The organism is Gammaproteobacteria bacterium (assembly GCA_016705365.1).
GTDB lineage: Bacteria > Pseudomonadota > Gammaproteobacteria > Pseudomonadales > UBA5518 > UBA5518.
In genome coordinates this window covers 660,255-675,252 of record JADIYI010000002.1, presented here as the reverse complement: position 1 = coordinate 675,252, position 14,998 = coordinate 660,255, and the positions used below count along the sequence as shown (strand labels likewise).

Genomic DNA, 14,998 nt, shown 5'->3' with positions numbered 1-14,998 from the left:
TGGTGTGATGCGGATGACAGCGGAACCCCATGAGCTGCCAGAGGCCGATTTCCTCAGCGAAGTGCACTCTTTCGACTTCTGGTTCCAGGCAGTTGAAGGTTATTTGCTGGATACGGAGCATGGGCGCGATGCCGCATTGACGGACGCGCCCATGGAGGAAGTTCAGCGGGAAAACCTGATAAGCACGCTGTGCAACTACTGCGTGGGAGAAACTGCCGCACTGGAAGCCTCCAGCGGCATGATCGGCTACGCACCCGACCGATGCATAAAGATTTTCCTGGCGACCCAGGTCGTGGACGAGGGTCGCCACCTGGAGGTTTTTCTGCACCGTCTGAGTGAGCTGGGTGTGGCCGACCCGGATAGCGAAATCCTGCGGCGCGCCAATCCCGCGCTGTTGAAATTCAAGGAGCAGCTGCTCGAATACGTCGACAGCCGTGACTGGGAGGCTGCCGTATTTGCCCAGAACATCATCCTGGAATCCCTGGAGTTCACCGTTTTCGGCGCCCATGCGCAGACCGCCGACCCGATAACACAACAGGTTCTGCTGGGTGTTGTCAAAGATGAAAGGCGGCATATGGGCTTCGGTGAAAATGACTTGGGTCGCAGGCTGGCACTCACGCCACACCTGCGTCCCCGCCTGAAGAAGATAAAGCGCCGGATGGATATGCTGGTGATGGAAACCTTCGCAGGCACTCTGCGTGATACAGGTGCATCGGCGGAAGACCAGGCCCGATTTACCAGCAACTACCTGGCGACTGTCGCCAGGCTGGGAGTGGACCTGTGAACGACCCGCTGCTGGCCGAAGCGCCGACCGAGGGCAAGGGCGACAAGGTCCCTCCCCGCCAACGCTACGTGCTGGAGGACACCGGCTTTGACGAAGTGCCAAAAAAATATCGCAAGTTCTACCGCCGATTCGGCGGCAAAGGCGATACGCTCGCGCCCAACGAGGTGATCTGTCCGGTGTGCATGGTGGTGGTGCGCTCGAGCCGCGAACTGCGACCCGGCGACCGCGTCTACTGCATGCCCTGCTTTTCCCGCCTTGTCGTAGTGGAATCCAACGGAAGACTGGAAGCACGGCCGGTTTACTGAACTTAGCGGACAGTCGCTTGCCACCACCGCCGTTGGCGGAGATACACGATCCAGCTGCCCTCGGCTGCGACTGACATGAGCCAGCAGGGTGCAGGCAATTCCCGATACCTGGACCGTGTCGCTCCCGCGGATGAAGGGCTTGCATCCGAACTGCCCGAACTGCAATCATCTCTTCCATCGCCAGCTGCAACGGGCCCGGGAGCAGAGCTGGCCGTTCCGCGATCGTTTGCCCGATAGGCTGCGGCGGCTGGAGTACACGGGTGCTGCCGCCGGCAAACGATTTCGTTTCCTTTATGTCCGAAGGAGATCGTGATGAACCGGTATCTCGCGGTGATCATCAGCGGGGTAATTGCAATGGCTTGCGCCCACGCGCCGGTTCATGCGCAGCAGAGAACGAGTGGCATGTTGCGCTTTGACCGCGCAATCATTCTCGATGCCTCCGGCTTCGAGCAGCCGATGGCCGCCTCGACGATGTTCATTCCGCATGGCTGGCAAACCACGGGTGGTGTCGAATGGGGCAACGAGCATGCCTGCACCAACGGCTACAATTTCAACTGGATGGCGGTGTCACCTGACGGCTCGAGCAGTATTACGGTACTGCCGCAGTTCAAGTGGGAGGCGAACAATTACCGGGCGCCTCCGAGCACTCCCGGATGCTCCTTCGCACCCTACACCAATGTGCAGGCCTATCTGCAGGCGGTCGTGCAGCGCTGGCGGCCCGGTGCGCGAATACTGGATTTTCGCCGGCGTGCCGATCTCGAGAGCAGGATGGCGCAGCTCAATGTTTCGCAGCCCACGGCGATGGGCGATCTGCGCACCTGGGTCGAGGGCGGCGAGATGCTGTTCGCGTTCGAGCAGCAGGGGCGCGATATGCGCGGGTCGGTGTCGGCATTGGTCATTTTTTCAGTGAGCAGGACCAATGCAGGATCCGGCATGGGCGTCATGGAAGCCCTGAACGCCATGGCGCTGCCGGCCTATGGCGTGATCGCGCCCAATGGTCAGTTGAACCTGGCGTTCTACGAGGCCTTGCGCCAGACGATCAAGACCAATCCGCAGTGGGAGAAGCGGCTCAGTAACCACAACCTGGCGATTGCCAGGGTTGCGCGGGAGGAAGGCGCCAAACGCGCGGCGATTATCGCGAAGAGCAATGACGAGATTTCCCGGATCCGTGAGCAGGCGTGGAACTCCTACAATGAGAGTTCGGATCGGCGGGCACGCGAATTTGGTGAGCTCATACGCGGGGTCGAGACCTACAGCGATGCGAACGCGCCTGGCGGCACCGTGGAGTTATCACATTATTACGACAACGCCTGGCGCTTGAATGATGGATCCTATGTGTTGTCGAATGATGTGAATTTTGATCCCGGACGGGATCTTGGTGTGGATGGCCAACGACTGGAGGCAGTGAAATGATGATTGCGAAAGGCATGATATTTAAATGTTGGGCGGCCGTTCTCCCGCTGAGTGGTGTTCTTGTTTCACTGAGCGCGGACGCTCAGGACAGCTTTGGCAATCAGCCGATGCCGCAGCAGCAGCAGCAGCAGCAGCAGCAGCAGCAGCAACAACAACAACCACCACCACAATATCAGCAGCAGCCCGGCTATTCGCAGCAGCCGCAATACGGGCAACAGCCACAGTACCCGCAACAGCCGCAATACGGCGAACAGCCACAGCCACAGCCGCAGCAGCAGCCGCAATATGGTGAACAGCCACAGCCGCCGCAGTACCCGCAACAGCCGCAGTATCCGCAGCAACCGCAGTATCCGCAGCCGCAGCAGCCGCAATACGGGCAACAGCCACCGCAGCCGCAATATCCGCAGCAGCCGCCAAATGGCGGCGGCCAGCCGTCGATGCAGAGTGAGCAGCAGGATTTTGGCGTGCCGCCCACACCGCAACTGCACAGCGGTGCGATGCATGGTCCGACACCCACCAGCATTCCCGGCGGACAGGTGATCAGCACGCAGGAATTGATGGCTCTCGTGCAGGGCAAACAGACGCCTCACTTCCTGTTCGATGTGCTCGGGGGGCAGGAATCCCTGCCCGGAGCGCTTCCCGCGGTTCCGGCCTCGCAAGCGGGCAGCTTCAATGATCAGACCCAGCAGCAGTTCGGCGCTTTCCTGCAACAGACCACGCAGGGCCGAACCGATACGCCACTGGTCTTCTACTGCCTCTCCAACCAATGCTGGATGTCGTACAACGCGGCCCTGCGCGCGATCAACATGGGCTACACCAAGGTGCTCTGGTATCGCGGTGGTATCGAGGCATGGAAGGCTGCGGGGATGCAGGCAGTGGCGAATTGAGGGCTGTGTCCCGACCTTGGCAGGCAAGCAAAATTTAAGTTGACAGAATGCTGAATCGGCGAGCAGACTAAAAACAGATCGCGCTGGGAAGGACCCCGTTCATGCGCACCGGAGCTGGTTTGATCCAACGGCTCGTCGCCGTAGTCATCGAACGTCTGCCGCACGGAAGCACACCGCGCGCGGCGCGGCTCGCTTTGCCTGGCAGCCTTTCTCTCGAAGATACCAGCTGGCTGCTGTCGTCGTTCTGTCTGCTTCATCGCATTGCATTCCACCCGGCGTTGTTCGCGCAACGCTATCCGCCGCCTGTCTCGCGCACGATGATCCAGGGTGCGGCTGCGGAGTTGGGGCTCGAATGCGAATTCCGTTCCTGTGGCCTCGAAACCGCACTGGCGTGGAAGTTGCCGCTGGCGGTTTGGCTGCACCCGGCAGAGGCTGGCGATGCCGCCGCTCCTGGGCTCGCCCTGCTGCTCAACGCCGACGAGAATCGGGTGGCGCTGCTGGAGCGCGGTGTCGAGGCTCCGGCAACGGTGCAGATACGCGAGCTGCGGCAACGCTACCTCGGCGCCGCATGCGCTTGCTGGCCGCACTTGAAGGATGTAATCGACCCCGACGGGATCGGGCGCAATGATTCGCGATTCGGACTGCGCTGGTTCGTGCCGGAGTTGCTCAGGCACAAGCGCGTATGGCGTGATGTGCTGGCCGGCTCGCTTGCGCTGCAGCTGATGGGGCTGACACTGCCGCTGTTCACCCAGGTGATCATCGACAAGGTGGTGGTGCATCGCACCCAAAGCACGCTGATTGCGCTGGGCATTGCCATGGCGGTGTTTCTGCTGTTCAACGGCTTGCTGTCCTGGGTGCGTCAGTACCTGATTCTCCACACCGGCCAGCGCATCGATGCAGTGCTCGCGGCGACGGTGTTCGACAAACTGTTCCGGCTCCCGCTCCGTTATTTCCGGCATCGCCCCACCGGGGTCATTTCGGCCCGGCTGCAGGGCATTGAAACCGTTCGCGAATTCATCACTTCGGCGGGCGTGAGCGTAGCCCTCGATCTGCCGTTCCTGCTGATCTTCGTTGGCATCATGTTCTGGTACAGCGTGCCGCTCACCCTGCTGGTGCTGGCGATCGTGTCGCTGGTCAGCGTGTTGAACCTGCTGGTCGCGCCCTTGTTTCACGAGCGCCTGAACCGGCAGTTCCGCTGCGGGGCCGCGAACCAGGCCTTTCTGACCGAATACATTGCCGGCATGGAGACCGTCAAATCGCTGCAGTTCGAGCCGCAGCTCGGACAGCGTTACCGCAACCTCATGGCGCAATACCTCGGCGCGGGGTTTGCCACCCGGCAGCTGGCCAATACCTGCAACGTTGTCGCCGGTGGACTCGAACAGCTGATGAGTACGTCGATCCTGCTGGTCGGTGCCTGGATCGTCATCAGCACCCAGGAACTGACGATCGGCATGCTGGTGGCATTCCAGATGTTTGCCGCCCGCGTCAGCCAACCGATGCTGCGGATGGTCGGGCTGTGGCAGCAGTGGCAGCAAATGCGCATCGCGGTGGCACGGCTCGGCGACATCATGAATGCGCCGAGCGAGCCCTACAGCCTGAAGCCGCGGCGTGCGGCAAGCCAGGCGCCGGGCTGCATCGAGGTGGAAGAGCTGGCCTTTCGCCACGACGAGCATCTGCCCTACCTGTATCAGGACTTCAGTTTTTCACTGCGCCCCGGCGAATTGACCGTGCTGACCGGACCCTCGGGATCGGGAAAATCGACCTTTGCCGCACTGCTGCAGGGTTTCCACGTGCCAACCCGGGGTCGCATCCGCATCGATGGCGTCGATACCGGACACCTGTCGGCCAATGAACTGCGAACCAGTTTTGGCGTGGTGCCGCAGGATACCGTGCTGTTTTCGGGCACGCTGTCCGACAATCTCAAGCTTGCCAATCCCGGCGCCTCGTTCGAACAGATGGTGGCGGCCTGCCAGATGGCGGAGATCCACCACACGATCGAGTCCCTGCCGTGCGGCTACGAAACCGAAATCGGCGAGCGCGGGGCGGGATTATCCGGCGGGCAGCGGCAACGGCTTGCGATTGCGCGGGCGCTGCTGAAGGGGCCGAAAGTGCTGATCTTCGATGAGGCGACCTCGAGCGTCGATACGGCCACCGCCGAGCAGATCGGCCGCACGATCAGCAGCCTCCGTGGGCGAGTCAGCATGCTGTTCATCGCTCATCGCCTGCCGCGAAGCCTGCAGGTCGACCAGGTCGTGCGTATCGGCGACAAGCTCAGCGTCGTGGCCGCCGAACTGTCGGGTATGGGGGCGAGGCCATGAAGCGGCTGTTATCCAGGCAGGCGCCAAACGCCGACGCGCAATCTCTCGCGACTCCCCGGGTTCGCAGCGCACTGTTCGAGATTGCCTTTCGTCCGTCTGCCCAGGCGGCGCGCTGGATGCTGTGGGGAATTTCCGTGTGGTTTGCGTTGCTGGCGCTGTGGGCCATCGTGGCAAAGCTCGATATCGTGGCGGTTGCGCCGGGGCGGCTGGTACCGCAGAGCTACCTCAAGATCGTGCAGCCGGCCGTATCCGGAATCGTGCGCGAACTCCTGGTCAGGGAGGGTGATGAAGTCCAGGCGGGACAGGTCCTGCTGCGGCTCGACGCCACTGAAACCAAAGCCGATCAGGCAGCCATCGAACGCGAACTCGCGATCCAGAAAATGCAGTTGCGTCGCATCGATGCCGAATTGCAGCATCAGCCGCTGCGCCAGCAGAGCGACGACGATGCGGAGCTGCTTGCCCAGGCCCTTGCCCAGTATCGCGCCCACCGCCAGACCTATCTGCACGCGCGCACGCAACAACGGGCGGCGCTGGAGCGCTCGGACAGGGAGCTGGCTGCGGCGCGCGAAATGGTGCGCAAGCTGGAACTGACCCTGCCGAGCTATGAGCGCTCGGCGCAGGCCTATGAAAGCCTGGCCACCCGCAATCTGGTCGGTGCGTTGCAGGCGGAGGAGGTACGCCGCGGCGCGATCGAGAACCGGCAGAACCTGCAAGCCGCGCGCGCAACGGTTGCGGGCCTGGAGTCGGCGGTGAGTGAATCCGGGCATCGGCTTGCCCTGCTCGCCAGCGAGTACCAGAGCGAGCTGCAAGGAGAACGTGTGCAGACGATCAGCAGGATCGGCCAACTCGAGCAGCAGCGGATCAAGGTGAATTACCAGCAGCGCAACCTCGAGCTCAGGGCGCCGCAGGCGGGCAGGGTCAAGGAGCTTGCAACCACTACGCTCGGCGCCGTCGTGCAGCCCGGCACCGTGCTGGTCAGTCTCGTTCCCCGGCATGAACCGCTGCTCGCCGAGGTCATGATCGAGAACCAGGATATCGGCTTTGTGCGGCCCGGGCACGCGGTGCGCCTGAAGCTCGCGACCTATCCGTTCCAGCGCTACGGCATGCTCGATGGCGTGGTCAAGACCGTGATTGCCGATTCGCAGCCGCGCGCCACCGCGGAGCCGGGTGTGGACCTGAGAGGGAAAACCGAAAGCGGCGTGGCATCGACCATGAGCTTCAAGGCCACGATCGAACTCGCCGACCAGGCGCTGACTGCAAACGGCGTGCGCCTGCCGCTCGCCGCGGGCATGCAACTGAGTGCCGAGATCATCGAGGGCAGGCGTACGGTGCTGGAGTATCTGCTGTCGCCGCTGCGGCGGGTGATCAGCGAGGCAGGGATGGAGAGATGACCCGCGGACAGTTTCTGTGATTCGCGAGCCTGGTCGCGAACGACGAAAGCCGTGAACCGATAATTTTTACAGCGCACCGCAATGGAGGGTGAAACATGGGCGTCGGTAAAGCCATCAAGTGGATTCTGCTGTTGCCACTGATCCTGGCAGGGCTCGGAATCGCCTACTGCGAGGCGAACAAGGCGTATTGGGATCATAGGGTTAGAGGTCTTTGCAAGAAGGATGGAGGGGTAACGGTGTTTGAGCAGTTGGAGATTGCAAAAGTCGACTATCCCACGCTCAAGTATTCGTCGTTTGGCGCTGTGATTTTCCTAGTGAAAGAAGATGCCAAACCTTCAGTCCATTTATCGATAGAGTTTAATTCGAAATCGTTGCATAGGGTTTTTCAAGACGTAATTAGATTTGGGCAATCGATTAGAAGGATGTTGATACCGAAAAAAGATAGCAAGCTCATTGCAAATTCATTTTAGCGAAGGCGGGGATTTTCCTATCGGAATTCTCACCCGTTTCGTTTCATTGTGGGGACCAAGGTCTGAAATCAACAAATTGTTCGAAAGTTGTTCTCAAAAGGAGGATTGAAAATGAACATGGAGCTGAACTGTTTAATGCCAGTGAACTTTCGCATGGCGGCCTATGCGAATTGCATGCTGGTCACTGCCACACACGTTCAAAGGCAAAGACTTGTATCGGTAGGGATGAGTGAATATCAAGCGACCGAATTCGCTACCCGCTACCCGGAAATCCTCGCGGTAAAGCCGGATACGATGGGAGGTTCCTACGGCTTTTCAGCTACGGTACTGAAGAGTGTTGACGGAAAGTTGACGTTGGCCATTCGTGGAACATCGGGAATTACCGATCTCGCCGAGGACTTCATGTCCGTCTTTCCCGATGGGACGGCCTACCGGCAGATTGTCGAGATGTACAACTGGTGGTTGCAGGTTTCAAGACCGGCTGGAACGCTGGTGGCGCAGTATGTGATTGCGGACGGATTGGGAACACCACCACCCGGAGGCGTTACATTGTCGCCCGGCGAGTACCTTGTCCAGGTGGCGCCGGTCGGTGCAACCGGCGAACTGAGCCAGGCGCTGGCGCTTGATCCGCTGATCGATGTAACGGGCCATTCGCTGGGCGGCCATCTCGCGATGGCATTTGCGAGTATTTTTGCCGCTGATGTCGGGCAGGTCACCGTGTTCAACGCACCCGGCTTCCTGTCGAGCACGGTGAATCAGCGTTTCTTCGCCGGGCTGGGTGGTTCGATTCCCGATGGTTTGCGCACAACCAATGTGATCGCCTCCGAGAACGGCAGCGACAGCAATTCCTTCAGCCCGATCGGTGGCCTGCATTCACGCCCGGGCGTGGCGGTCGATGTCCCGATCGAGGATCAGAGTGCCTGGCCGCCTGCGGGCAATCATGCGATCGCGTTGCTCGCCGAATCGCTGGCGGCCTACCAGTTGCTGGTGCAACTCGATCCGGGCCTCACGCTCGAGCGTTACCACGCGCTGCTGCAGTCTTCGAGCAACCGGATGGACGCGAGTCTCGAACGCGTGATCGACGGGGTGCGGGCACTGATCGGTATCGACGCGGATCCCTTGCCCACCGGATCCGCCCAGCGCGAGGCGCTGTACCAGGCCATCTACGCGCTGCAGGATCCCGTGGGCACGCCGCAGTTTACGCAATTGCGCGGCAACCTCGTGTTCAATGCGCTCGAGGATATTTCCGTCGCGAAGGCGCGCAGTGATTTCGGCGTGTTTCTGTCGTTGATGCAGTTGTCCCCACTGGGAATAGGGACCAATCAGGCGGGCGCGGCGGTGCTGCATGCCGTGCACGCCGCGGCTTATCAGCAATGGGCAAAGGGCGCTTCGGCCACCAGCGACACCTTCCTGCACGATCGGCTGACGCTGCTGAACGCCAGCGCAATCCTCAACAGCAATGACGCCGAGGTGATCGGCGAAAGCCTGTACGCGCGCGATCGCGGGCTCTACATCGACCGGGAAAAAATGGCGGCGGGCGATCGGGCGGTGCAGCTCGTGGATGAGGTTATTCGCCTGGTGGACAATCCGGATCGCGCGGAGTTTGCCGTGACGCGACGATTCGTGTTTGGAACCGATCAGGCCGATTACATCGAAGGTGGCGCCGCAAGTGATCGGCTGTACGGACAGGCCGGCAATGACACGCTCGAGGGCGGCGACGGTGATGACGAGTTGCAAGGCGGCGCCGGCAACGACAGTTACCTGATCGGCTTTGCAGGGGGTGGCGCGGCGAGACCGCTCGGCGATATCGTAAGTGATGAACAGGGAAGCAACACGCTTTGGGTGCAGCACGGCGCCGGCGGCAGTCATATGGCGGTCAGAGCGCTGGGCCAGATCGTCGGCAACCTGTACGCGGAACCCGACGCGCACGGCAAACCGGCGAACGGGACGCGCTATCTGCTGAGCGGGGTCGATCTGATCGCGACCACGGCGGGCGGAAATTCCGTGACGATCGAGGGATTCCTGCTGCGCGATGGCGTGGTGCTTGGCGACAGGAACGCCAATGCCTTTGGCATCAGCTTCAGCGACATGATCGATGCCGCTGCGCCAGCGACCGATATCACGGTCACGCGCTTGGGCAGCGCCAGCAACGAGACCGATCCGCTTGCCCACTGGCGCGAATACAGCAGCCAGGGTGGACACGGCTGGTCCACCACGGCCATCCGCTTCGATGCGGATCAAGTGCAGAATTACAACGGTTCGCCCGCCCACGGCAATCTTGGCGGTGTCTTCGAAGGCGGTCCGGTTGGCGACTATCTCGGAGGCGATGGTGATGCCAATGCGCTTTACGGGCTCGCCGGAGCCGACCTGCTGGAGGGCGGCGGCGCCGATGACTATCTCGCCGGTGGTGCGGGAGCGGACACGATCAGCGGCGGCGCCGGTCATGATCTGATATTCGGCAGCGAGCGCGCCGATTACGAGACGCTGTTCGCGGTTCAGGATCCTATCGTGCGCGGGTTCTATTTTACCCAGGCGCGTGACGCCGCAAGCGATATCAACTGGCTCGACGGTGGCGCCGGCGATGATCTGGTGAGCGGCGGCGAGCATGCCGACATCATCGACGGGGGCAGCGGCTGGAACCGTTTGTTCGGCGGTACCGGAAGCGACCAGATCGTCGGTGGTGCCGACACGGATATTGTCTACGGCGATTCCGCGCTGGCGTACCGGCTGACGACCGGTGCGAATCAGAATATCTTCGAGCACCTGGAGATCGCGTTCGCCGATGGTGCGGATACCGTTGACCGCTACGACGATCTGGTAACCGCGGGAGGCGGCGACGATTATCTCTGGGGTGAACTCGGAAACGACACGCTGTATGGCGAGGGGGGCGACGATCTGCTGGTTGGCGATCGCGTGAACGACCGCGACTGGTTCGATGCCGAACTGCCCGCTTATGCGAACACGTCGGCGGCACTGGCGACGGTACTGCACGGGGATGACAAGCTATACGGGGGCGCAGGCAATGACCTTCTGTGGGGGCTCGGCGGCAACGATCTGCTCGATGGCGGCGCCGGCAACGACACCCTGGTCGGTCACGAGGGCAGCAACACCTATCTCTTCGGTCGCGGGGATGGTCTGGATACCATTGTCCCCTTCGTTGATCCGGCGGCCGGCAAGCTCAATACGCTGAGATTCAAGCCCGGTGTCTCACCCGGGGAAATCATCGTGAGCCGCAACGGTGCGGACCTCAGGATCGCGATAGAGGCAACCACGGATTGTCTCGTCATCGGATCATTTTTCAAGGCGGACGATGTGCGGAATCCGGAAAATCCGCTGCAACGCATCGAATTTTCCAGCGGAACGGGCTGGACCCTCGATCAGCTGCTGGCGCGGTGTTTCACCGGTACCGCCGCTAACGACACGCTCACCGGCACGGTGACTGCGGAGGCCATGGATGGCGGTGGCGGTGACGACTCGCTGCTGGGGCGTGGCGGAGACGATACCCTGCGTGGTGGCACCGGCAACGACACGCTGAACGGTGAGGACGGGGTGGATATGCTTTTCGGTGGCGCCGGCAATGACAGCTACATTCTCGGCGCAGGCGATATCGTCGTGGAGCTGGCCGGCGAAGGGATCGACACGGTGTTCTCGGCTGCGTCCTGCACACTTGGCGAACAGGTGGAGAATCTGACGCTCACGGGGAGCGCATACGCGATGCAGGGATACGGTAACGCGCTGGACAATGTCATTCGCGGAACCACCACCGCGGCCGGCAGCTACCAGGGCACCAACCTGCTCTACGGGGAGGGCGGTAACGATGTGCTGTGGGGCGAGGGGCAGGACGACAACCTGTACGGCGGGGATGGCAATGACACCCTCTACGGTGACAGCGGCTCGTTGGCGCTTGCGTTGCATGGCAGCGACTACCTCAACGGCGGTGATGGCGATGACCTGATGTTCGGCTTTGGCGGTAACGATAGATACGCCGGTTTCAGCGCCAGCAGTGGACGCGATGTGATCAGCGACAACAGCGGCGGCAGCGATCGGATCGAGTTTGCGCTGGATGCGAACGTCGATATCGAAAGCATGCAGTTCACGCGTCAGGGCAACGATCTGAAAATGACGATCAACGCCGGTAATTCGATCACCGTCAGCGGCTGGTATGCGAACCCGAACAACGTCATCGAATCGATGCTGGTTCGCAACCAGGGATATTCGTACTGGTATACGGCAACCCAGATCCAGGGCTGCGCTGACGGCGTCAATACCGCACCCGTCGCGAACCAGATGGATATGCAGGATGCCCATCCCGGTCAGGCGAGCCGCTTCACGGTACCTGACTATGCGTTCTTTGACATCGAATCGCAGCACTCACTGAGCTACACGGCGACAATGGCCGACGGTTCGCCGCTGCCCGCGTGGTTGAGCCTCGACGCGGCCACTGGCGAGTTCACCGCCCTGGCGCCGGCCGACAGCGCGGACCAGTCTTTTCCTGTCCGCCTGACAGGCTGGGATGAGGGCGGGCTTTCGGCTTCAATAAGCTTTGAGTTTGCGATCGTCCGGGCCATGATCGATGGCACGGAAGGGGATGATGTTCTTGCTGGCAGCATGTGGAATGATTTTTTCGATGCGATGGGTGGCGACGATGTTCTCGATGGCCTGGACGGCGCGGACGAGATGTGGGCGGGCGAGGGTCAGGATACGCTTTACGGGGGCGCCGGAGACGATAGCCTGCTCGGCGGTGAGGGTAATGACTATCTCGATGGCGGTGTCGGCGCCGATGGGATGTGGGGCCAGAACGGTGACGATATCTACGTGGTCGACAACACCTTCGACCGTGTCACTGAAGACGATACCGAAGAGGACGACGGTGTCGACGAAGTGCGCGCCACGATCAGTTATACCCTGCCGGCATTTATCGAAAACCTGCTGCTTGTCGGCAGTGCCGCGATCAACGGCACCGGCAACACGCTGAGCAATGTGCTGACTGGCAACAGCGGCAAGAACACGCTTGCCGGGCTCGCGGGGAACGATACCCTGGACGGCGGCAGCGCCGGCACGGATGTGCTGAAGGGCGGAACCGGGAACGATACCTACCTGGTGAATCGCAGTTCGGGAATCACGCTGACCGAAAACGCCGGTGAAGGCACGGATACCGTTGTCGCCGGCGTGACGTATACACTCGGCAACAATCTCGAAAACCTGGTGCTCGCGGGAAGTGCCGTGATCAACGGGACCGGGAATACGCTCGCCAACGCGATCACCGGAAACAGCGCCAGCAATATCCTGGGTGGCGGTTCCGGAGCCGATACGCTCGTCGGTGGCGCAGGCAACGACACGCTCGATGGCGGATCGGGAAATGACTTCACGATCGGCGGTCCCGGCAATGATGTCCACGTGGTTGCCCAGGCGGGTGACGTGGCAGCCGAAAACGCGAATGAAGGCATCGACACCGTGAACTCTTCCATTACCCGATCGCTCGAGGCGAATATCGAGTTGCTGTTTCTCGGCGGTACCGGCGCCATCAACGGCACCGGCAACACGCTGGCCAATTTGCTGCGTGGCAACAGCGCGAACAACACGCTTGCCGGTGGCGGGGGTTGCGATATCCTGGAAGGCAGCGCGGGCAATGACAAACTGTCGAACACGTCCGGCAACACGCTGCTGTGTGGCGGTGCGGGTGCCGATACCCTGAGCGGCAGCGGCAGTAACGATCTGCTGATCGGCGGCACTGGCAACGATACGCTGAACACCGGCAACGGTGCCGATATCATCGTGTTCAACAAGGGCGATGGGCAGGACACGGTGGCCGCGAGCAGCACCAGGGACAACACGCTGTCGCTGGGCGGAGGCACGAAGTACGCCGATCTGTTGTTCCAGAAAAGCGGCAATAACCTGGTCCTGAAAGTGGGCAGCACCGACCAGATCACGTTCACCAATTATTATTCCAGCGCATCCAACCACAGCATCGACAGATTGCAACTGGTGCTGGAAGGCAGCACCGATTACAACACGGGTTCATCCAACCCGCTTTACAACAGGAAGATCGCAAGCTTCGATTTCAATGGACTGGTAGGCGCGTTCGATGCCGCCAGAACCAGCAATCCGAAGCTGGGTGCATGGGCGCTGAGCAGCGCATTGTCGGCACAGCATCTGGGTGGCAGCAACAGCGCGGCGATCGGCGGTGACCTGGCGTATCGTTATGGCGTGGGCGGCAAGCTTGCGGATATCTCCTTCACCCCTGCGATGGGGATCCTGGCTGCTGGCGGTTTCGGTTCGAGTGTACAGTCCTTGCAAGCCAGTGCCAGCCTGCAGGACGGCTCACCGAGATTGAGTTAGCACGGGATCTCGATGTATCTTGAGCGTCATGAAGCAGGGCATTGTCGGCTATCACCGCGATGAGCTTGAGGACTGGGTCGCGGAACTCGCCTGCGGGCATTTCCAGCATGTACGCCACACTCCGCCGTGGATGAATCGACCGTGGGTGGTCAGTGAAGAGGGCAGGACATCGATGCTCGGATTCGAACTGGAATGCAAGAAGTGTGATGCGGGGGCAGCGCGCGACCAGCTTTGATGCGCTGACTCAATACCGCACCGGCTTGCCGCTGTACAGCAGACGTCGCCAGCCATGACGCTCGAACGGTGACCATTGGCCTTCCGGCTGCGCCAGACGGTCGGCGAGTACGTAGAACGTCTGCGGGTTGACGCCAAAGCCGGCATGGCTGCTGCAGACGTGAATGTTTTCGGTGCGGGGGCCTTCGGTTTCGCAGGCGATGCTGGGATGAACGAAGCCGTCGGTCTTGCTCCAGATCACCGACAGCGGTACTTCGAGCGGAATGCGCGCCCGTTCCATCCAACGCTGCATATCAGCCTCGGGCGGTTCCCGTGTCTCGCGCAGGCGCTGCATGATCGGCCAGACGATGGTCGAGCGCGGATCACCGAAGGGCGTGCCCAAGGTGATCACCTGCCGTACCAGGTCCGGGTAGGTCGCCGCCAATTGCCGCGAGTAGAGACCGCCAAGGCTCCACCCGACCAGCGAGACGCGCTTGCCACTTTTTTTCTTGATGTCGTGCAGTTGCTTGCCAACGATCCCGATCACGGTGTCCATGAAATCGAGAACCGAGGACATTTCCTTTGCCGATCCCGGATTGAGGTTGCGTCCCAGCCGCCAGGGATGTGCTTCATAACCCCAGCGCGTGATATAGCGGCGCATCAGTGCGGTGCTGCCATCAGCACCACCGAATCCGGGTAGCGTCATCACCGGTTGCCCCTCGCCGTGCGGCAGGCGGGACAGCCAGCGATTGGTCGGTAGCAGGGAGCTGAGCTCCTGCACCGCACGCCCGAATTCCAGTGCCGCGTAGAGTGTTCGTGGCGCCTGATGGCGCGAAGGCTCGCTGCTGCTCATGTGTATCCGGTTCCGGAGGATGGAT

The 14,998-nt window shown here is 61.3% G+C and carries 11 protein-coding genes; 9 read left to right on the top strand and 2 right to left on the bottom strand.

The genetic code is table 11. The annotated features are described in order from the left end of the window. Positions 1-13: 13 nt before the first annotated feature. The 3 genes from IPF49_03200 to IPF49_03190 all read left to right on the top strand — a co-directional run bounded on the left by IPF49_03200 (position 14) and on the right by IPF49_03190 (position 2,502). The gene (locus tag IPF49_03200; GenBank protein ID MBK6286654.1) at positions 14-784 is read left to right on the top strand and encodes a ferritin-like domain-containing protein; all 771 of its coding nucleotides are present in this window, start codon (positions 14-16) and stop codon (positions 782-784) included. Next, complete coding sequence (locus IPF49_03195) at positions 781-1,089, top strand: hypothetical protein (protein MBK6286653.1); 309 nt, start codon at positions 781-783, stop codon at positions 1,087-1,089. Before IPF49_03200 ends, IPF49_03195 begins: the two co-directional genes overlap by 4 nt. Before the next feature lie 312 nt (positions 1,090-1,401). Then, complete coding sequence (locus tag IPF49_03190) at positions 1,402-2,502, top strand: hypothetical protein (protein ID MBK6286652.1); 1,101 nt, start codon at positions 1,402-1,404, stop codon at positions 2,500-2,502. 65 nt (positions 2,503-2,567) lie between these two features. Here IPF49_03190 and IPF49_03185 read toward each other — a convergent pair whose 3' ends face one another. After that, positions 2,568-2,843 (bottom strand): hypothetical protein, encoded by a 276-nt coding sequence (locus tag IPF49_03185; GenBank protein MBK6286651.1) that lies wholly within the window; start codon positions 2,841-2,843, stop codon positions 2,568-2,570. Positions 2,844-2,939: 96 nt separating this feature from the next. Here IPF49_03185 and IPF49_03180 point away from each other — a divergent pair, with 96 nt between their 5' ends. From IPF49_03180 to IPF49_03155, 6 genes are all read left to right on the top strand, one after another. Further along, complete coding sequence (locus IPF49_03180; GenBank protein ID MBK6286650.1) at positions 2,940-3,389, top strand: sulfurtransferase; 450 nt, start codon at positions 2,940-2,942, stop codon at positions 3,387-3,389. A 101-nt stretch (positions 3,390-3,490) separates the two neighbouring features. Then, positions 3,491-5,707 carry a peptidase domain-containing ABC transporter gene (locus IPF49_03175; GenBank protein MBK6286649.1) on the top strand — a complete coding sequence of 739 codons (2,217 nt, stop codon included), beginning with the start codon at positions 3,491-3,493 and terminating at the stop codon, positions 5,705-5,707. Then, a complete protein-coding gene (locus IPF49_03170) occupies positions 5,704-7,098 on the top strand; it encodes an HlyD family type I secretion periplasmic adaptor subunit (protein ID MBK6286648.1) in 1,395 nt (464 codons plus the stop codon). The genes IPF49_03175 and IPF49_03170 overlap by 4 nt, the downstream gene beginning before the upstream one ends. 95 nt (positions 7,099-7,193) lie before the next feature. Beyond that, a complete protein-coding gene (locus IPF49_03165; GenBank protein MBK6286647.1) occupies positions 7,194-7,568 on the top strand; it encodes a hypothetical protein in 375 nt (124 codons plus the stop codon). 111 nt (positions 7,569-7,679) lie between these two features. Next, positions 7,680-13,907 (top strand): putative Ig domain-containing protein, encoded by a 6,228-nt coding sequence (locus IPF49_03160; GenBank protein MBK6286646.1) that lies wholly within the window; start codon positions 7,680-7,682, stop codon positions 13,905-13,907. Between the two features lie 28 nt (positions 13,908-13,935). Beyond that, positions 13,936-14,142, top strand: coding sequence for a DUF3565 domain-containing protein (locus IPF49_03155; GenBank protein ID MBK6286645.1), 207 nt, complete (start codon positions 13,936-13,938; stop codon positions 14,140-14,142). Positions 14,143-14,151: 9 nt separating this feature from the next. Here IPF49_03155 and IPF49_03150 read toward each other — a convergent pair whose 3' ends face one another. After that, positions 14,152-14,973 carry an alpha/beta hydrolase gene (locus IPF49_03150; GenBank protein MBK6286644.1) on the bottom strand — a complete coding sequence of 274 codons (822 nt, stop codon included), beginning with the start codon at positions 14,971-14,973 and terminating at the stop codon, positions 14,152-14,154. Between the last annotated feature and the right edge of the window lie 25 nt (positions 14,974-14,998).